Here is a 20,181-nt window from a genome sequence, read left to right on the forward strand (position 1 = left end):
TTTTTATTAAAGGTGCTAAGATGCTAAGTTTCTAATATTCTGAGTTTTTCCCAAAAACAGAAATTTTTAATTTTAATTCTTAATTGAATTTACATTCCCTGTGCCTGAATGGCTGTAATTACCACAGTGTTGATAATATCATCCACAGTACATCCACGGCTTAAGTCGTTTACGGGCTTATTCAAACCTTGTAACATTGGACCAATTGCTAAAGCCCCAGTTTCTCTCTGAACAGCTTTGTAAGTATTGTTTCCTGTATTTAAATCAGGAAAAATCAATACGCTTGCTTGTCCTGCTACTTCTGAATCTGGCATTTTGCTTTTTCCAACACTTAAATCAACTGCTGCGTCGTACTGAATTGGACCTTCGATTTTTAAATCTGGTCTTTTTTCTTTTACAATTGCTGTTGCTGTTCGCACTTTATCAACTTCATCTCCTTTTCCTGATGATCCAGAAGAATAGGAAAGCATGGCAATTTTTGGTTCAATACCAAAAGCTAAGCTTGACTCTGCCGAAGAAATAGCGATTTCTGCCAATTGTTCTGCCGTCGGGTTTGGATTAATAGCGCAGTCTCCAAAAACAGAAACACGGTCTTCTAAACACATAAAGAATACGGAAGAAACTACAGATGAATTTGGTTTTGTTTTAATGAATTGCAGCGCTGGCAAAATGGTGTGTTGCGTTGTATGCGCCGCGCCAGAAACCATTCCGTCTGCATGGCCTTTGTACACCATCATGGTTCCGAAATAGGAAACGTCTTCCATTAAATCTCTTGCCATTGTAATACTTACATTTTTGGCTTTTCTAAGCTCATAATAAGTATTCGCATAATCTTCATACATTTCAGATTCTATCGGGTTGATGATATTTACTTTAGAAAAATCAAATGTCAGACCTAATTCTGCAACCTTGCTTTCTATTTGTTTTTTATCTCCAATAATCGAAATATCAACCACATCCATATCTAACAATCTAGATGCTGCTGTAATAATTCGGTCATCATTTCCTTCTGGCAATACAATATGTTTTCTGTGCTGTTTTGCCCTTTTAACCATATTGTATTGAAACATTTTTGGCGTCATGCCTTCTGGCTGAAAAGTAATTACTCTTTGCGATAAAGCTTCGATTTCGACGTATTTTTCAAAAGTATTTATTGAAGTTTCAATCTTGTGTGTATTGTTGGCGTAAATCTGCGATTTGATAGATCCTATTTTATTGGTAATATGATAAGTTCCGCCATCAACCGCAATAATTGGTACAATAGCAGAAAGTCCTTCAATGAGCTTTAAAATACTTTCCTCTGGAACGATATTACCTGTTAGAATAATTCCAGAAATTGTTGGATAATTGGCCGATTCATTTGCCTGTAAAGCTCCCAAAATAATATCAGAACGATCTCCAGGAGTAATTACCAAAGCATTGTCATGCAAATGCACTAGATAATTATGAAGTTGCATGGCTCCAACACTATAGTGCCCGATTTCGTTATTCAGATAATTTTCTCCAAAAAGAACTTTAGCATTTAATTCGCTTACAATTTCCTGCATAGTTGGATTATTCAAACTTGAAACAAGCGGAATAGTATTAATTAGTACATTTGAAGGAAGACTTTTTTGCAAACTACTAGTAACCAATTCAATATTTTCTGGTTGTACTTTATTTGCAAAAACCGATAAAACTTCAACCTCTTTTATTTTGAAAGAATCATAAACCAGATACAAGCTGTCTAAAAGTTCCTCTAAGGTTTTACCCACTCCAGAACCAACAATTATGGTTGGAATTCCTAGATTTTTAGCGATTAAAACATTCAAATCCAATTCGATAGAAGTTCCTTCACCGGTAAAACTGGTTCCTTCGACCAAAACGAAATCAAAACGTTCTTCCAGTTTTTTATATTTTTCAATAATTAAATCTAGAACCTCCCCTATTTTACCTTTATTCTTCTTTTTGATTAGTCTGCTTTTGGTAATGGCATAAGCATCTTCAAACTGAATATCAAGGTTAAAATAAGACAAAACGGTCTCAATATGATTGTCTACCTCACCATCAACAAAATCTTCGATTATAGGTCTAAAATAACCTACTTTGGCTGTTTTACCAATCAAGATACTCATCAATCCGAGCGTAATAATCGATTTACCGCTGTTATGGTCACTAGTGGCTATATATATTGCTTTACTCATATTTATTTACATTTATTCTAAATATCAAATTTACAAAAATCAAGTTTTCAAATCTAAAATAACGCTAAAACCAGCGTCGCCTTTTGAAATAGATTATTAGGGCTATAACCAGCAAAAACATTACGCCCATGACTATAAAATAGCCATTTTGCGTTTTGAGTTCTGGCATGTTTTCAAAGTTCATTCCGTATACTCCCACTATAAAAGTAAGCGGAATAAATATCGCTGATATGATAGTCAGCGTTTTCATGATTTCATTCATTTTTCGGCTTTGCTCCGAAAAATAGAAATTGGAAGCACTTTCTAAAGCGCTCATATCTGATTCTATCTGATCTAAAAGCTCTAAACTTTTCTGATGCAATCTAATAAAGAAATTGAAAGTTTCTTTTTGAATTAATCCATTATCATCGTCATCATCTTTTTTCGTTTTTAAATAATAAAGAGAATCTCGAAGTGGAACGATGGAACGTTTTAAGAAATTTAAGTTATCGCGATGATTTTCAATTTTCTCTAAAATAACTGGTTTAGCATCTTTTTTAGTCAAATTGATTAAATCTTCGATTTTATCTTCTTCATCTTCCAATGTAATGTAGAAATTCTCCATTACAGCGTCTAAAAGTAAATACAAGAGATAATCTACCTTTTTGGTTCTAACAATTCCAGCATGCGTACGTAAACGCTCTCGAATGTGGGTAAAGAAGTCGCTACGCTTTTCTTGAAAGGAAATTAAAATTCCGTCCTTCAGAATAAAGCTTAATTGTTCAACACTAATATTATCCGAATATTCAGAAGGAAGAAGTGATTTTATATTGAAAAACAGAATGTCTTGCTGATCTTCTAATTTTGTTCTTTTGGTTGTGTTTAAAATATCGGCAAGAAGAAAATCATCTAATTTAAAATGCGCGCCAATCGTTTTAATAAGGTCAATATCATTAAGTCCGTGAATATTGAGCCAGTTGTTTTTTGTAAAATCAAAACAAGAATTCAAAGCTAGGACAGTAAACTTATCATACTCGACAACATCTGCGTCATTATATACAAAAAGTTGCATCTCTGTTTCGTGCTCTCTATGTGTGCCAGTATACTCTAAAGTAATGTGTTGCAGCTTGCGTCCTTTCTTGTATTTGATCTTTCTCATTCATGAAAATTTACAATAGTAATATTACGAAAAAGAATCTGAATGGGAAATGACAATTATCAGTTTGTGAAAAACCTAAATCTAGACGCACTGCAGTGCATCTCTACGCAAAACAATATCTATAAAAAAAACCGAGCCATTTCTGACTCGGTTCCTATATTCATTTGTAAAGACGCATCGCAATGCGTATTTACGGAGTAAATTATTTTACCTCTTCGAATTCAACGTCTTCAACGTTGTCTCCAGAAGACTGCTCTTGTTGTGGAGCAGCTTGTTGTCCTTCACCTCCTTGAGCGTACATTGCTTCTGTAGCTGTTTTCCAAGCTGCATTTACATTGTCTAATCCTTTTTGGATTGCGTCAAGATCTTGAGATTGGTGAGCCATTCTCAATTCAGTTAAAGCGTATTCGATAGCTGTTTTTTGATCGTCTGTCAATTTATCTCCTAATTCTTTCAATTGAGATTCAGTTTGGAAGATAGTACTGTCAGCTTCGTTCAATTTCTCAGCTCTTTCTTTTGCAATTCTGTCAGCATCAGCATTAGCTTCAGCATCTTTTTTCATTTTTTCGATTTCTTCAGCTGTTAATCCAGAAGAAGCTTCGATACGGATATCGTGAGATTTTCCCGTTCCTTTATCAGTTGCAGAAACTTTGATGATACCATTAGCATCAATATCGAAAGTTACTTCGATTTGAGGAACTCCTCTTGGTGCTGGTGGAATACCATCTAAGTGGAAACGACCGATAGTTTTGTTATCAGCAGCCATTGCTCTTTCTCCTTGCAATACGTGGATTTCAACAGATGGTTGAGAATCAGCAGCAGTAGAGAATACTTGAGATTTTTTAGTTGGGATAGTTGTGTTAGCCTCAATTAATTTAGTTAATACACCACCCATAGTTTCGATACCTAAAGAAAGAGGAGTTACGTCAAGTAACAATACATCTTTTACATCTCCAGATAAAACTCCACCTTGAATAGCAGCTCCAATAGCCACAACCTCATCAGGGTTAACTCCTTTAGAAGCTTTTTTACCGAAGAATTTTTCTACTTCGTCAGCGATTCTTGGCATACGAGTAGAACCTCCTACAAGGATTACTTCGTCGATATCAGATGTAGATAAACCTGCATCTTTTAACGCTTTAGCAACTGGCTCCATAGAACGTTTTACTAAAGAATCAGATAATTGCTCAAATTTAGCTCTAGTTAATTTTTTAACTAAGTGTTTTGGTCCAGAAGCAGTAGCAGTTACGTATGGTAAGTTGATTTCTGTTTCAGCAGAAGATGATAATTCAATCTTAGCTTTCTCAGCAGCTTCTTTCAAACGCTGTAATGACATTGGATCTAAACGTAAATCAATTCCTTCTTCAGTTTTGAATTCGTCAGCTAACCAGTCAATAATAACTTGGTCAAAATCATCACCACCTAAGTGAGTATCACCGTTTGTAGATAATACTTCAAATACACCGTCTCCTAATTCAAGAACAGAGATATCAAAAGTACCTCCACCTAAATCGTAAACAGCAATTTTTTGATCAGTTCCTTTTTTATCTAATCCGTAAGCAAGTGCAGCAGCAGTTGGCTCGTTGATGATACGCATAACTTTAAGACCAGCGATTTCACCAGCTTCTTTTGTAGCCTGACGCTGAGCATCGTTAAAGTAAGCAGGAACAGTAATAACTGCCTCAGAAACTGTTTGACCTAAATAGTCTTCAGCAGTTTTTTTCATTTTTTGAAGTGTCATTGCAGACAATTCTTGTGGAGTATATAAACGACCATCAATATCCACACGTGGAGTATTGTTGTCACCTTTTACCACTTTGTAAGGAACTCTTTTTGCTTCACCTTCAGTTTCTGCAAAAGTATGTCCCATAAAACGTTTAATAGAAGCAATCGTTTTTGTAGGATTCGTTACTGCTTGTCTTTTTGCAGGATCACCTACTTTAATTTCTCCACCTTCAACAAAAGCGATGATAGATGGTGTAGTTCTTTTTCCTTCTGCGTTAGGGATAACAACTGCTTCGTTACCTTCCATTACAGAAACACAAGAGTTCGTCGTACCTAAGTCAATTCCGATTATTTTACCCATTTTTTATATATTTAATTTTTGATTTTATTTTAATAACTCAGGTGGCATAAGTCAATCTTTGTGCCAATATAAAAAACCAAATAAAATTGTCAGTTTTGCGCCAGTGACCTAAAAATCATCTGCCAACATGACATTTTTCAAACCTGACAATCATGGCACGACATCTTTTTTCATGTCATTATGAAGCAATTAAGAAGCTATTTCCCGCTATCCGCTATATCTTTTATGCCAAACACTGGCATAAAAGGATGCCGCTTCTATCGGGGCTAGGGCATCTGTTTTTAGAAGATCTTACTTTTTAAAAATCAGAATACTTTCATTAAATTGAAATTAATTACATTAGCATTTTTCAAAATTAAAATAATGGAAAACTACAGCATTATCATTTTCATACTCACCATCGTAATAGGACTATCAGCTTTTGCAGATAAATTAAAAATCCCCTATCCTATTCTTTTGGTTATAGTTGGAGTTGAAATTGGCTTTATTCCAACCATGGCAGAAATTGAAATCAATCCCGAAATTATTTTCCTGTTATTTCTTCCTCCTTTATTATACGATGCTTCTTTTAATATTTCGTCAAAAGATTTTAAAACCAATCTCCATACGATAACTACTTTGGCAATTTGGCTTGTTTTCCTTACCACTATTGCAATTGCAGTTGTGGCTTATTACTTAATTCCAGAAATGACATGGCCATTGGCGTTTGTTTTAGGCGCAATACTTTCGGCTACAGATGCCGTTGCTGCAATAAACATTACTAAAGGACTTAAAATACCACATAAAACCATTACCATTTTAGAAGGCGAAAGTTTAATTAACGATGCCTCGGCGCTGGTAGCTTATCGTTTTGCAGTAGCAGCCGTAATGGGAGCCGCTTTTATAATATGGAAAGCAGCATTAGAATTTATTTTATTGCTTGGTGGCGGTTTTCTGGTTGGATTTGTAATGTCAAAAATTTTGGCATTCATCTTAAAACGAGTGCAAAAAAAGCCCGAAGTAACCATCAGTTTTATGCTTTTAATGCCCTTTGTAACCTATCTTGTAGCAGAACATTTGCATGTTTCAGGCGTAATTGCAGTCGTTATTCTTGGATTGGCCATTTCGAGATTCAGCAAAAAAATATTTCCTGAAAGCCTTAAAAATCAATCAAAGGGTCTGTGGGATGTAATTATATTTCTTTTAAACGGATTAATCTTTATTCTCATTGGACTCAATTTTCGCTATATTTTGAAGGACATTGACAACGAAATGATTCTTCCTTATATTGGCTATGCCGCAATTATTACAATTGTCGCGTTATTAGTCCGAATGGCGAGAGTTTATTTGCAGAAAATCAATCTCCAAAAAGCATTTCAAAAGAGTAAAAATGGAAAAAGAAAAGTGAGTGAACATGCACTTCTTGATTTCGGAAACAGTTTAATAATAAGCTGGTCAGGAATGCGAGGAATTGTTTCATTAGCTATTGCGATTGGATTGCCTAGATTTCTTGAAGACGGAACTCCTTTTCCGCTCAGAAATGCCATTATTTTCATTTCTGTTGCAGTGGTGCTTATGACATTAATCGGACAAGGATTAACACTTCCGTGGATTGTCAAAAAAATAAATGAAATTGAAGAAAAAAAGGAGCTAAACCAATAAAATTCTAAATACACTAACTAGCCCAATTTAAACCAAAAACTATGGAACAAGAACTAAAAGGTCATTTTGATGAATTTGAAAAACCTGAAATAATAAGACGTAAACTTCTGCCTTGGTGGATAAAAGTTTTCTGCTGGATTTTTATGCTAATGGGAATTTGTGCAATAGGTTCGCTCATCACTAATCTTTTTGTTTCGAATGTAAATTTATCTCTTTACGGATTCTCAACTGACACTGCCTATTCTGGAACTGGAATTTTTATAATTTCTATTATGCTTTTAAAAGCATTTGCAGCATTTTCACTTTGGTTCGAAAAACCCAATGCTATCATGATTGCCAAAATAGACGCACTTGTAGGCATTGCAATTTGTGTTGCATCTTTATTTATACTTCCTTTCAGTGCAGGAAAAGATCATTTTTCTTTTAGATTAGAAATTCTACTATTAATTCCATATTTCATGAAAATTAATAAAATTGAATACGAATGGGATAATCTTGAAAGTATCTAAGAAATAGCGTAATTTTATAACTCTACATTTTTGTTTAATTTAAAATAATCAAAAAATGACTTCAGAAATCCTTTCCACAACACCAGATTCAGAAATCGTGACAACACGAATTCTGAATTTTCCACAAGAACTTGTTTTCAAGGCATGGAGCAATCCTGATCATTTGAAAAATTGGTGGGGACCAAAAGGCTTCACCAATACATTTCATGAATTTGATTTTCGCGTAGGCGGAATATGGAAATTTACCATGCACGGGGCCGAAAGAGGAAATTTTGAAAACGAATGCGAATTCATAAAAATAGAAAAACCTAATCTTATTGCGTGGAAACGCCATTCAAAACCACTTTTTCAGATTCTGACAACCTTTGAAGCCATTTCTGAAAACCAAACAAAAGTAGTTTTCAAAATGCTTTTTGAAACCGAAGCAGAATGCCAAAAACTCAAACAATATGTTGTCGATAAAAATGAAGAAAACTTCGATAAACTTGAAGTTGAATTGGCGAAAATGGCATTGTAATACGCCATTTAAAAACATAGCAAGATTTGGATTTTTTTGCTTCCTAACAAGTATGATTTTTGTATAAAAAAAAATTATGGAAGCAAATTTTAAAATCAAACCTTTAAATCATACAGAATTTTCAGGCTACTTTGAATTAACAGATCTAGAACTAGAAAAAATCGGCGCAATTAAAATGACAGTCGATAAATTTCCAGGTTTTCCTTGCAGAATAAGCTTAGAAGATGCTCAAATTGGCGAAGAAGTTATTCTTTTGCCCTACAACCATCATAAAACAACCTCACCTTATCAAGCAAGCGGACCAATTTTTATACGAAAAAAAGCCACTACACCTACATTCGAAACAAATCAAATTCCACTTATGTTTAATCATAGATTGCTTTCGTTACGCGGTTATGATAAAAAAGGCATGATGAAAGAAGCATCTGTAGTTGAAGGAACTACTCTGAAAGAAAGTATAATCAAAACTTTTCAAAACGAAAAAATAGATTACATCCACATCCATAATGCAAGACCTGGCTGTTACAACTGTTTAGTTGAAAGAGTATAATTTAAAATGCTTCTTTTTAGATCAAATGAAATAAAAAATATGCATGCATAGTAATTTTATGAAATTCGTTTGTTTTTTATTCGTAATTTCGGTTTTCAATAAAATAAAATATTAAAATGGCTTCATTTGTAAAAGAAATATCTTTCCGCTGGTCAGATTTAGACCCAAATTTCCACGTTCGTCACAGTGCTTATTACGATTTTGGTGCACAGCATCGTATCGAAATCCTTGAAGAACTTGGATTAACTTTAAAAGTAATGCAGACACAAGGCTTTGGACCTGTTTTATTTAGAGAAGAATGCGTTTTTAGAAAAGAATTAAAACTTTCAGACAAAATTTTCATTCATACTAAAACCTCAAAAATGAAAGCCGATGCTTCTCGCTGGTCCATCATTCACGAATTTAGAAGAGAAGACGATACACTTTGCGCAACGATTACGGTTGATGGTGCATGGATGGATACCAAACTTAGAAAATTGGCTTCTCCTACCCCAGAAATCGCAATCCAAGCGTTGAGTATTTTCCCTAAAAGCGATGATTTTGTTGGGCTATAACCCCACAAATCTTAATCTTATAAAAAATCCCAAAAACAATTACTGATATTGTCTTTGGGATTTTTCTCTTAACCAAACTGTATTTTAATTTCCTATTGAAACTTTAGTCCAAAGTTTACTCTTTCAAAAGTGGTACTGCAAGAAAAGGCAAATCGTCCGACGTTGACAGTTCCAAAAATTCCGCCAAATGAATGTCCAGAATAAAATCCTCCAGCAGAAAACCGGCGAACTTGATATTTTAAAGCAATATCATTTACTCTCGAACTCAATTGTCCAAAAACAATCACATTTGGGATAATCTCGTAACTTCCAAAAACTTTGGGAACGAGTTTTTTATAATAATCAAAACTTTCGTCGGTATCATAATCAATTATTGACGAATGTAAATTTTCTAAGTTTCCGCCGATATAGGTGTTTTCAGAAAAATGCCAAGAGATGCTAAAACCTGTAAAAGTTCCTTCGTAACCACTTCTAGAATTGACATATCCTATGCCAATCGTAGCTCTAAATTTATCGCAAATTTTACCGATATAACCCACATAAGTACGATCAATTTCAGACTTGTCAATTCCAGCACCAAAAATAATATCGTCTTCACACATCGTAAGAGCGTATTGAAAATAAGCCGAATATTGATCTTGGTTTGCCGCAACAACGCTCCGGCCTTTATCGAGGTCAATATTTGCAGAAATTAAGGTTGAGTTGATAACTGCAAAATCAAATGTATTGAGTTCTTGGGCAAATGTGGGGACTGTTAGCAGGAGCAAAAGTATTGTCTTTTTCATAATACTAATATTTAAGGCTTACAACATTCTGATACTAAATTACATACATTTTTCCTGTTAATAAAAGAAGTCCTTTGAAGTGCTACATTATTCGTTAAAATACATTATTTTCAAAATCACAATCATTTAATCGATAAAATTTCAATAAATCATCGATTATTGGCATTAAAAACAGTGAAACCTTTTCAAAAGCTTTTTTTCTGATAATTTTAAGATTTTAAGCTTTGTTTTAAAAATGGTTCGGTTTAACTTTATAAATCATAAAAACAATTGCCTCCAAATGAAAATCCTGAAACTATTATTCATACTTATTCCTTGTTTAAGCTTTGGCCAAAAGGGCAATATAAAAGCTCTCGATATTAATTTAACTAATTACGAATATCCTTTTCCTGTTCATTTTATCGAATTGAGCAGTCAGCGCCAGTACCTAAAAATGAGTTATATGGATATTATTCCAGAAAATTACAATCAGAAAAATATTATTTTGCTTCACGGGAAAAATTTCAATGGCGCTTATTGGGAAACCACGATTAAAGCGCTGACAAAAGAAGGTTATCGCGTAATTGTCCCTGATCAAATTGGTTTTGGAAAATCTACGAAACCAGATCATTTTCAATACACTTTTCAACAGCTGGCAGAAAATACCAAAAGGCTTTTAGATCATTTAGGCATTCAAAAAACTACTGTTTTAGGACACTCTATGGGCGGAATGCTGGCAACGCGCTTTGCATTAATGTATCCGGAAACGACAGAAAAATTAGTTTTAGAAAATCCGATTGGTTTAGAAGACTGGAAATTAGTTGTTCCATACAAACCTGTTGATTGGTGGTATGAATCAGAATTAAAGCAGAATTACGAAAGCATCAAGCAATACCAAATGGCAAATTATTATGACGGAAAATGGAATGCAGATTATCAAAAATGGGCTGAACTTGGCGCGGGCTGGACAACCGCACCCGATTATGATGTAGTTGCTTGGAATTCGGCTCTTTTGTACGATATGATTTTTACGCAACCCGTTTTGTATGAATTTAAAAATATTAAATGCCCAACACTCCTGATTATCGGAACGAGAGATAAAACGGCTTTAGGAAAACCATTGGTTTCTGAAGAAGTACGAAAAACAATGGGAAATTATGCTGAATTAGGCAAGAAAACACAAAAAGCAATTCCAAATGCAAAACTCGTGGAGATTCCAAATACAGGACATTTGCCACATATCGAATCTTTTGATTCGTTTATAAAATCATTAATCGTATTTTTGAAATGATATTTTTTTTCGCCACGAATTCACAAATTTTTATTCGTATCTGAATTAAAAAATAATTCTTGGCTCGAGCAAAAGCGAAGCAATTCGCGAATTATTTTTAAGGTGATTTTTTTTAAAAAAATTCGTGAATTCGTGGCGAAAATTTTTTAACAATCTAAAATTAAAATTATGTTTACAATAGAACAAATAAAAGAAGCACACGCAAAAGTAAAAACAGGAGCAGATTTTCCAAATTATATTCAAGATTTAATCATTTTAGGCGTGAAAGGATATGACACGTTTGTACACGACGGAAGCGTTATTTACTACGGATTAAACAACTATACTACTGCAGCCGAGGAAAAATATCCTGAAATAAAAGTTGCTGATTTTCCTAACAAAGAACTTTTTATAGAAAATTTGGTAAAACACCAGCATGGCGAAACTGATTATATGACTTTCTGCAAGCATTGCGCTCAATGCGGTATTGCAAAATGGCGCGTTGATATCGTTGAAATGACTTGCACTTATTTTGACAAATCTGAAAATGAAATTCTAATCGAAAAAATCCCAGTATAATTCTTTAACCATTCATGACTATTTTCAACCAAAACCATCAAACTTTTTTCAAAAGAAGCCTTTTAATTTTCCTTTTCCTTGTTTCATTTTTTGGCTTTTCGCAAAACAAAAAAGAAAACCCAAAATTTAAAGTCATTGCTTTTTATACCGCAAAAAATGATCAAGCACATATCAGTTTTGTGCATGAAGCCAATAAATACTTTCCAAAATTAGCCAAAGAAAATCATTTTCAGTATGATTCTACCAGCAATTGGGACAATCTAAACGCTAAGTTTTTGACGAAATATCAGGTTGTTTTGTTTTTAGACACACGCCCTGAGAAAAAAGAACAACGCGAAGCTTTTCAAAAGTACATGGAAAATGGCGGAGGTTTTATAGGGTTTCATTTCTCGGCATTTGCTTTAAACAATTCAAGTTATAATCAAGATTGGGACTGGTATCACAACACTTTTTTAGGTTCTGGCGAATACGGCAGCAATACTTGGAAACCAACTTCGGCAGTTTTAAAAGTAGAAAATCAGCATCCTGTGACCAAAAATCTACCTAAAACCTTTTCTTCTGCTCCAAACGAATGGTACAGATGGTCTAATGATTTAACCAAAAATCCAGACATTGAAATTTTGTTAGCCATAGACGAATCGAGTTTTCCGTTAGGAACTGGGCCAAAAGCGCATGAAATCTGGCATAGCGGTTATTATCCTGTTGTTTGGACCAATAAAAAATACAAAATGCTGTATGTAAATATGGGACACAATGATATAGATTATGAAGGCGGAACAAACAAAACCTTATCGTACACTTTTGAAAACAAAACACAAAGTCAATTAATTTTGAATGCTTTGCTTTGGCTTGGCAATTCTAAGAAAAAATAAAAAATGTCTGCTACACTTTCACCCTTAATTACAGCTCAAGAATTAATTTCTAATTCTAAAATTATTTTAGTTGATGCTAGAGCTGGCGCGAATACTTTTGAAAACTATCAAAAAGAACATCTAGAAGGCGCTCGCTTTGTAGATTTAAATCGCGATTTGGCTGCAATTCCAGAAAATCAAGCAAATGGAGGAAGACATCCGTTGCCTTCTCCAGAAGATTTTTCAAAAACTCTATCTTCATTAGGAATTTCGCCTTCTGATCATGTTGTGGTTTATGACGACAAAAACGGTTCTAATTTCGCAGCTCGATTCTGGTGGATGATGCGTGCGATTGGACATGAAAAAATTCAAGTTTTAAATGGTGGCTATCAAGCAGCAACGCAAGAAGGATTTCCAACTAATTCTGGAATTGAGACTTTTGAAAAAACAGTTTATCCTTCCCAAGAATGGAAATTGCCTTTAGCCGATATTGAAGAAGTCGAAAAAGCTCGAAAAAACGATCAAAATATCGTAATCGATGTTCGTGATAAAAGCCGTTATGATGGCTTAACAGAACCGTTAGATTTAATTGCAGGACATATTCCTGGAGCTATCAATGTTCCACTAACGGAAAATCTTGATGAACACGGATTCTTTAAACCTGCTGATGAATTGGCTGAAAAATACAAAACTGTTCTGAAAGACATAAAACCAGAAAATACAATCGTTCATTGCGGTTCTGGAGTTACAGCTTGCCATACGTTATTGGCAATAGATTACGCCGGACTTCCAATTCCGAAATTATATGCAGGCTCTTGGAGCGAATGGTCTAGAAATGATCGCGAAATGGCGACACAAAAAACAGAATAAAATATTTTTTTTGCCACAGATTATTAATCTTTTTTAATCCTTTAATCTTTGGCTAAAAAATAATACAAATAAAAATTACAATGCAACACTGGGATATACTTTTATCAAATCAGGTAAATAAAAAGAAGTTAATAGACAATATATTAAATGGCGAAGCAACGGGAGAATTAGCCATTTTTAACGATCAAAAAGGAATACTGTTTTCTGATATAGCGATCGAAAAATTTATCGAAAAAGAGTTTCAATATGACAGCGTAGAAGCTTCTCCAGATTCGCACAGACAACTTCGAACTTTTTCTTCTGGCGAACGTAAAAAAGAGTTTTTAAAATACTGTATCAATCAAAAACCAGATTTTATCATTTTCGATAATCCTTTTGATCATTTGGATCAGGCCTCACGAGTAGTTTTAGCCGATTCGTTAAAAGACTTAACTAATGACATTGCGATTATTCAGCTTTTAAATCGTACCGTTGATGTGCTTGAATTTGTACCAAATAAAGCGCAAATAAAAGACAACACATTTGAACTGCATCCATTTAAAAAAGCCGAAAATCATTTCAAAACATTAAATACAACTGCAATTCCGAAAGCGACAGAAACTCATACTTTTCCTGAAAATGAATTAATCAGATTGGAAAATGTTTCGGTAAGTTATGACGAAAGAAAAATTCTCAACAACATTTCTTGGACTATCAAACAAGGTGAATTCTGGCAGTTAATTGGTCCAAATGGTTCTGGAAAAAGTACTATTTTATCATTAATTACAGGAGATAACCCGAAAGGTTTTGGACAAAACTTGTTTTTATTCGGAAGAAAAAAAGGAACTGGTGAAAGTGTTTGGGATATTAAAAAACAAATCGGGATTTACGCCACTTCGATGATGGATCTGTTTCAAAAAGGACATACATTGGAGCAAATGATTCTTTCAGGTTTCTTTGACCAAATCGGATTGTATACAGAACCTACAACACATCAAAAGAATATCGTGACACAATGGCTTGAAGTAATCGAAATGACTCATTTACGCAAAAAACGTTTTATAGATCTTTCTATCGGACAGCAACGCGTTGCATTAATTGTTCGTGCCGTTTTAAAACATCCACCTTTATTGATCTTAGACGAACCCGTAGAAGGTTTAGACGACGAAAATGTAGATTTGGTAATTCAGCTAATCAACACTATAAAACAAGAAACCAATGTTTCTATACTCTACGTTTCGCACCGAATCGAACAAGGCCTTGCTCCTACTTCTGTTTTCGAACTTTTACCATCAGAAACAGGCTCAATCGGAAAAATAAAATAGCAATCAGAATTAAATTAAAATGAAAATAAAATTTGTTGTATTCCTCCTTTTACAATTAATATTGATTTCGTGTTCTAGCACAATTTCAACAGCAAAAAAAGAATATAAAATCACCAAAGATTCTCAATTCAAATCACATTGCAATTTAAATGAATGGTTTCTGAAAAAAGATACCTTAATCGGACATGGAGTACCGTTGCATTGGGGAGTAATGGAATCAAAAAAACGACTTCCCAAAAATTATGAAATCGATTTTAAAGTCAACATGATTGAAGAATCTTTATTCGAAATCATGCTCAATTTGGATAAAGGAAAATACATTAGAACCTACCTATATCAAATTGACCAGAACATAGTAATTGGAGATGGTGTCTATGATAAAAAAGACGATTCGTATGGTAAACGAGGTGGAAAAACATTGTTTAGAAAACCAATGCAATTAGAAAACAACAAATGGTATTCTGTAAAAATTAAAGTTTTAAATAATCAATTATCGTTTTCTGTTGACGATAAAACAACTTTAGAATGTTCGCTAGAAAAAAGCAATTTAAACCAAAAAGGAAAACTGGGTTTCATAACCAACGGAGAAGTCAAAATAACGGATTTAAAAATCAAAAATATTCAGAATTAAACTGATAAAAACAAAATTTACCATATCCGTATAATAACATAAAGCATATCTGTAGAGGCGCACTGCAGTGCGTCTAACATATTGTGGATATTCGTTGCGGAGACGCACTGCAGTGCGCCTCTACAGAATATTGGAACGTCAAAAAAATATAAAAAAAATAGCTCCCTAAGGAGCTATTTTTTTATTTCTGCCAAAAGAAATTATCTAATTTCCTAATTGCCAAATTATCTAATTACTATTCTTCGTCGGTGTTATGCGACTTCACATAATTGCGCCATTTCTCAATACAATCCTGAAAATCCTGAGGCAATTCTGTATCAAAACGCATTAATTCTCCCGTATTCGGGTGAACAAATCCAAGCGTTTTAGCATGCAGCGCCTGACGTGGTAAAGCTTTAAAACAATTCTCGATAAACTGTTTGTATTTTGTAAAAGTCGTTCCCTTCAAAATCAAATGACCGCCGTAACGCTCATCGTTAAATAAAGGATGACCAATATGTTTCATGTGAGCACGAATCTGGTGCGTTCTTCCTGTTTCCAGTTTACAAGAAATAAGAGTCACATAGCCAAAACGCTCCAAAACTTTATAATGCGTAATAGCAGGTTTTCCGATTTCTGGATCATCAAAAACCGCCATTTGCATACGGTCTTTCAAATGTCTGGCTAAGTTTCCTTCAATTGTACCGCTGTCAGCTACAACATTTCCCCAAACTAGAGCAATATACTCACGCTCGGTAGTTTTAGCTTCAAACTGCTTTGCTAAATGCGTCATAGCAGCTTCTGTTTTAGCCACAACCAAAAGACCAGAAGTATCTTTGTCAATTCGGTGAACCAAACCTGGACGTTCGCTGCTGTTCATTGGCAGATTTTCAAAATGAAATGCCAAAGCGTTCACCAAAGTTCCAGTATAATTTCCATGTCCTGGGTGTACAACCAATCCTGGTGGCTTATTGATCAGCAATAACGCATCATCCTCATAAACAATATCCAACGGAATATCTTCAGGATCTACTCTATTTTCAAACGGAGGATGCGACAACATTACCGTTATCACATCAAAAGGTTTTACTTTGTAATTTGATTTTACCGGAATATCATTCACAAAAATGTTTCCGTTAGTTGCCGCGTTCTGAATTTTATTTCGCGTGGCATTCGGAATCAAATACATTAAATATTTGTCAATACGCAAAAACGCTTGACCTTTTGGGACTTCAAATCTGTAGTGCTCAAATAATTCGTCTTCCAGATCTAAATTTTCTTCAATATTATTGTTCATCTTTTGGGGTTTCTGCAGGCACCGCAGTACTATCTGTTGCCTGACTTTCATCTACATAACTTGCTTTTCCGTCTCCTAAAACCAAATCGATTTTAGACGCTTTCAAAACGCGATCTCCTACTTTTAAGTTTCTTCCTTTTAAACGCATTTCCAAAACCATATCTTTTCCAAGGTTCGGAATATACGTAATCGTTCCTGGCTCAAGACCTAACGCTTTCAACGTTGGAACAGCCTCACGATAAGTTTTCTCGATCAGATCTGGAATTTTCACAGAAGAAAAACCAGAAGCATTAATCTTGATATAAATTTTTCTACCCACTTTTACCATTGTTCCAGGCAACGGATCTTGCTCAACAACACTATATTTTGGGTATTCACTTCTGTAATCAACACTGTCTAAAAGAACATAGTCCAAATCCAGTTCATCCAATTTATTTTCAACTTGCTCCTCAGTTAGTTTAGACAAATTCGGAACAGCAATTTCATGTCCATGATCCGTTGTAAAAGTTAACCAATGCATAAATAAATAACCAATAACAGCGATTATAGCTGCGGCCGCAAGCAATTGCAAGAAAAAAACTCGGCTTGTTAAATACTGACGTAAACTCATAAATTTATTTTTAATAGCGACAAAGATAAAGTATTTCATTTCAAAAAAAATGATAATTTTGTTTAAAACAAGAAAGTGCCGTGATTGTCATCCTTAGCGAAGTCGAAGGACAAATTTCAGAAGCTATTTCCTGCTATCCGCTGTATCTTTTGCGCCGAACCCCGGCACAAAAGGATGCCGCTTCTATCAGGGCTAGGGCACTCAGTTTCATAAGAACGTTCTTTAAAAGAAAATAGTACTATTCTATTCTCAAGAGAACTATCAGCATAAAGTTTGTCTTCCTGAGCAAAGCCGAAGGATTTACACAAAGTAAATTGACAATCTTTATGGAGCTACTTGCGAAGATTTCTCCTTCGTCGAAATGACAATATTGAGAAAAAATCTTTTTAATTAGTGTAATCAGTGGCAAAAAACTTGAAACATTAAACTTGAAACAATTAAAAAATAAAAACATACAATGAAAAACATTGCCATCATCATGGGCGGCTATTCCAGCGAATACAAAATATCATTAATCAGCGGGAATGTCGTGTATCAATATCTTGACAAAACAAAATTCAACGGATTCCGCATCCACATTTTCAAAGAGAAATGGGTCTATGTAGACGAAAATGAAGCCGAATTTCCAATTGATAGAAATGATTTTTCAGTAACTGTAAACGGTCAGAAAATTACTTTTGACTGTGTTTTCAACGCTATTCACGGAACTCCAGGCGAAGACGGATTAATGCAAGCTTACTTTGAATTAATCGGAATGCCACAATCTTCTTGCGATTATTACCAATCGGCATTAACATTTAATAAAAGAGATTTATTGTCCGTTTTAAAACCATACGGAATCAAAACGGCAATTTCTTATTATTTGAATAAAGGAGACGAAATCAACACTACAGAAATCGTTAAAAAAGTAGGATTGCCTTGTTTCGTAAAACCAAACAAAGCAGGATCTAGTTTCGGAATCTCAAAAGTAAAAACCGAAGCTGAATTGCCAATTGCAATTGAAGTAGCTTATAAAGAAGATAACGAAATTATTATTGAAAGTTTCCTTGACGGAACTGAAGTTTCTGTTGGAGTTATCAATTACAAAGGTGAGATTATCGTTTTACCAATTACAGAAATCGTATCAGACAACGATTTCTTTGATTACGAAGCCAAATACGAAGGAAAATCGCAAGAAATTACGCCAGCAAGAATCTCTGACGAACTGACTAAAAAAGTCTCAGAAACTGCAAAACGTGCTTACGAAGTTTTAAAAATGAGAGGTTTTTCAAGAAGTGAGTTCATCATTGTAAACGGCGAACCGCACATGCTTGAGATGAACACTATTCCAGGTTTAACAACAGAAAGTTTGATTCCGCAACAAGCAAAAGCAGCAGGAATTTCTCTAGAAGATTTATTTACAAATGCAATTGAGTTAGCTTTAGCTTAAAGATACTAAGGTTCTGAGATTCTAAGTTACTAAGATTCCAGAACCTTTTTTTCACTTACAAAATTATCAGACTGAGCAAAGCGAAAAACTTTGAACCTTTGTCACTCTGAGCCTTTGAACCTCAAACAAAAAAAAAATGCGAAAAGCCATATTCCCAGGATCATTTGACCCAATTACTTTAGGACACGAAGACATTATCAAAAGAGGAATTCCTTTATTTGATGAAATTGTAATTGCCATTGGTGTCAATGCCGAAAAAAAATACATGTTTTCATTAGAAGAAAGAAAACGTTTCATAGAAGAAACCTTCAAAGACGAACCAAAAATTACGGTTATTACTTACGAAGGATTAACAATCGATTTGGCAAAAAAAGAAAAAGCTAATTTCATTTTAAGAGGTTTACGCAACCCGGCCGATTTCGAATTCGAAAAAGCGATTGCGCACACCAACAGAAAACTGTCTAAAATAGAAACTGTTTTCTTGCTGACAGCTGCAAGTACCTCATTTATCAGTTCAAGCATTGTACGTGACGTATTGCGCCATGGAGGCGAATACGAAATGCTGGTTCCAGATGCGGTTAGAGTTAAGAAATAAACACCCTAAAAGCCATTGCGAGGAACGAAGCAATCACATTTGCATTTCACAAAGCATATCCTCATGAGATTGCTTCGTTCCTCGCAATGACCAAACACAACAATCAAATCATAAATTTGCAATGCTTATCAATTATAAGTAATTTCGCATTTTTAAAACAAACAACAAACAATGAGTATCGAGAGAGAATTAAGCAAACGAAGCGGGTCAAAATGTGAACTTTGCGGTAATGAAGAAAATTTAAAAGTTTATCAAGTCCTTCCTACTAGAAAAGGAGGTCTTGATGAAGCAATATTTGCCTGTAACACTTGCATTGACCAAATTGAAAATCCAGACAACGTAGATTTAAATCACTGGAGATGTCTTAACGACAGTATGTGGAACGAAAATATTCCGGTACAAGTTGTGGCTTGGAGAATGTTAAGCCGTATGCGTGCTGCAGGATGGCCACAAGAATTGCTTGATATGATGTACCTAGACGACGAAACGCTAGAATGGGCAAAAGCAACAGGCGAAGGCGAAGATGATGAAAATAAATTAGTTCACCGCGACAGTAATGGCGTAGTGCTACAACACGGAGATTCTGTAGTTTTAATCAAAGATCTTAAAGTAAAAGGTTCTAGTATGGTTGCCAAACAAGGAACTGCTGTTAGAAACATTCGTTTAGATCACGAAAACGCTGAATACATTGAAGGAAAAGTAGATGGACAACAGATTGTGATTATTACACAGTATGTTAAGAAAATATAATTTTTGAGGTTCAGAGGAACAAAGGTTTAAAGGAACAAAGATTTCTAATTGAAATCAAACCTTTGAGCCTAAAA

20 protein-coding genes are annotated in these 20,181 nt (G+C 34.5%); 14 read left to right on the forward strand and 6 right to left on the reverse strand.

Annotation, left to right across the window (positions count from 1 at the left end; translation table 11 throughout):
* Positions 1-89: 89 nt before the first annotated feature.
* The 3 genes from pta to dnaK all read right to left on the reverse strand — a co-directional run bounded on the left by pta (position 90) and on the right by dnaK (position 5,407).
* The gene (gene pta / locus DMB71_RS12250) at positions 90-2,183 is read right to left on the reverse strand and encodes a phosphate acetyltransferase (RefSeq protein ID WP_111366474.1); all 2,094 of its coding nucleotides are present in this window, start codon (positions 2,181-2,183) and stop codon (positions 90-92) included.
* Positions 2,184-2,247: 64 nt separating this feature from the next.
* Positions 2,248-3,321: a magnesium/cobalt transporter CorA gene (gene corA, locus DMB71_RS12255; RefSeq protein ID WP_111366476.1), complete on the reverse strand. Its 1,074-nt coding sequence runs from the start codon at positions 3,319-3,321 to the stop codon at positions 2,248-2,250.
* Between the two features lie 202 nt (positions 3,322-3,523).
* Positions 3,524-5,407 carry a molecular chaperone DnaK gene (gene dnaK, locus DMB71_RS12260; protein ID WP_111366478.1) on the reverse strand — a complete coding sequence of 628 codons (1,884 nt, stop codon included), beginning with the start codon at positions 5,405-5,407 and terminating at the stop codon, positions 3,524-3,526.
* A gap of 363 nt (positions 5,408-5,770) precedes the next feature.
* Here dnaK and DMB71_RS12265 point away from each other — a divergent pair, with 363 nt between their 5' ends.
* From DMB71_RS12265 to DMB71_RS12285, 5 genes are all read left to right on the forward strand, one after another.
* Complete coding sequence (locus tag DMB71_RS12265) at positions 5,771-7,048, forward strand: Na+/H+ antiporter (protein ID WP_111366480.1); 1,278 nt, start codon at positions 5,771-5,773, stop codon at positions 7,046-7,048.
* Positions 7,049-7,089: 41 nt separating this feature from the next.
* Positions 7,090-7,557 (forward strand): hypothetical protein, encoded by a 468-nt coding sequence (locus tag DMB71_RS12270; protein WP_111366482.1) that lies wholly within the window; start codon positions 7,090-7,092, stop codon positions 7,555-7,557.
* A gap of 55 nt (positions 7,558-7,612) precedes the next feature.
* On the forward strand, positions 7,613-8,074 hold the full coding sequence (locus tag DMB71_RS12275; RefSeq protein ID WP_111366484.1) for an SRPBCC family protein: 462 nt from the start codon (positions 7,613-7,615) through the stop codon (positions 8,072-8,074).
* 76 nt (positions 8,075-8,150) lie between these two features.
* Positions 8,151-8,624 carry a DUF1203 domain-containing protein gene (locus tag DMB71_RS12280; protein WP_111366486.1) on the forward strand — a complete coding sequence of 158 codons (474 nt, stop codon included), beginning with the start codon at positions 8,151-8,153 and terminating at the stop codon, positions 8,622-8,624.
* A 116-nt stretch (positions 8,625-8,740) separates the two neighbouring features.
* On the forward strand, positions 8,741-9,178 hold the full coding sequence (locus DMB71_RS12285) for an acyl-CoA thioesterase (RefSeq protein WP_111366488.1): 438 nt from the start codon (positions 8,741-8,743) through the stop codon (positions 9,176-9,178).
* 92 nt (positions 9,179-9,270) lie between these two features.
* On the opposite strand, the gene DMB71_RS12290 is transcribed toward DMB71_RS12285, so the two are convergent.
* A complete protein-coding gene (locus DMB71_RS12290) occupies positions 9,271-9,963 on the reverse strand; it encodes a hypothetical protein (protein ID WP_111366490.1) in 693 nt (230 codons plus the stop codon).
* A gap of 280 nt (positions 9,964-10,243) precedes the next feature.
* Between DMB71_RS12290 and DMB71_RS12295 the strand changes: the two genes are divergently transcribed.
* The 6 genes from DMB71_RS12295 (at position 10,244) to DMB71_RS12320 (ending at position 15,447) form a co-directional block, all read left to right on the forward strand.
* Positions 10,244-11,233, forward strand: coding sequence for an alpha/beta fold hydrolase (locus DMB71_RS12295; RefSeq protein WP_111366492.1), 990 nt, complete (start codon positions 10,244-10,246; stop codon positions 11,231-11,233).
* Positions 11,234-11,401: 168 nt separating this feature from the next.
* The gene (locus tag DMB71_RS12300) at positions 11,402-11,791 is read left to right on the forward strand and encodes a DUF1398 domain-containing protein (protein ID WP_111366494.1); all 390 of its coding nucleotides are present in this window, start codon (positions 11,402-11,404) and stop codon (positions 11,789-11,791) included.
* Positions 11,792-11,805: 14 nt separating this feature from the next.
* Positions 11,806-12,663 (forward strand): ThuA domain-containing protein, encoded by an 858-nt coding sequence (locus tag DMB71_RS12305; RefSeq protein ID WP_111366496.1) that lies wholly within the window; start codon positions 11,806-11,808, stop codon positions 12,661-12,663.
* A 3-nt stretch (positions 12,664-12,666) separates the two neighbouring features.
* The gene (locus DMB71_RS12310) at positions 12,667-13,512 is read left to right on the forward strand and encodes a sulfurtransferase (RefSeq protein ID WP_111366498.1); all 846 of its coding nucleotides are present in this window, start codon (positions 12,667-12,669) and stop codon (positions 13,510-13,512) included.
* A gap of 80 nt (positions 13,513-13,592) precedes the next feature.
* The gene (locus tag DMB71_RS12315) at positions 13,593-14,816 is read left to right on the forward strand and encodes an ATP-binding cassette domain-containing protein (protein WP_111366500.1); all 1,224 of its coding nucleotides are present in this window, start codon (positions 13,593-13,595) and stop codon (positions 14,814-14,816) included.
* A gap of 19 nt (positions 14,817-14,835) precedes the next feature.
* Positions 14,836-15,447 carry a hypothetical protein gene (locus tag DMB71_RS12320; RefSeq protein WP_111366502.1) on the forward strand — a complete coding sequence of 204 codons (612 nt, stop codon included), beginning with the start codon at positions 14,836-14,838 and terminating at the stop codon, positions 15,445-15,447.
* Between the two features lie 235 nt (positions 15,448-15,682).
* Here DMB71_RS12320 and DMB71_RS12325 read toward each other — a convergent pair whose 3' ends face one another.
* Both DMB71_RS12325 and DMB71_RS12330 read right to left on the reverse strand, forming a co-directional pair.
* Positions 15,683-16,723, reverse strand: coding sequence for an RluA family pseudouridine synthase (locus DMB71_RS12325; protein ID WP_111366504.1), 1,041 nt, complete (start codon positions 16,721-16,723; stop codon positions 15,683-15,685).
* Positions 16,713-17,333, reverse strand: coding sequence for a PASTA domain-containing protein (locus DMB71_RS12330; RefSeq protein WP_111366953.1), 621 nt, complete (start codon positions 17,331-17,333; stop codon positions 16,713-16,715). The genes DMB71_RS12325 and DMB71_RS12330 overlap by 11 nt, the downstream gene beginning before the upstream one ends.
* Positions 17,334-17,790: 457 nt before the next feature.
* Between DMB71_RS12330 and DMB71_RS12335 the strand changes: the two genes are divergently transcribed.
* The 3 genes from DMB71_RS12335 (at position 17,791) to DMB71_RS12345 (ending at position 20,107) form a co-directional block, all read left to right on the forward strand.
* On the forward strand, positions 17,791-18,762 hold the full coding sequence (locus tag DMB71_RS12335; RefSeq protein WP_111366506.1) for a D-alanine--D-alanine ligase: 972 nt from the start codon (positions 17,791-17,793) through the stop codon (positions 18,760-18,762).
* Positions 18,763-18,898: 136 nt separating this feature from the next.
* Positions 18,899-19,357, forward strand: a complete 459-nt coding sequence (gene coaD, locus DMB71_RS12340) for a pantetheine-phosphate adenylyltransferase (RefSeq protein ID WP_111366508.1) — start codon at positions 18,899-18,901, stop codon at positions 19,355-19,357.
* Between the two features lie 171 nt (positions 19,358-19,528).
* Positions 19,529-20,107: a PhnA domain-containing protein gene (locus DMB71_RS12345; RefSeq protein WP_111366510.1), complete on the forward strand. Its 579-nt coding sequence runs from the start codon at positions 19,529-19,531 to the stop codon at positions 20,105-20,107.
* Positions 20,108-20,181: the final 74 nt, after the last annotated feature.

Source organism: Flavobacterium tistrianum (assembly GCF_003254545.1).
Classification (GTDB): domain Bacteria; phylum Bacteroidota; class Bacteroidia; order Flavobacteriales; family Flavobacteriaceae; genus Flavobacterium; species Flavobacterium tistrianum.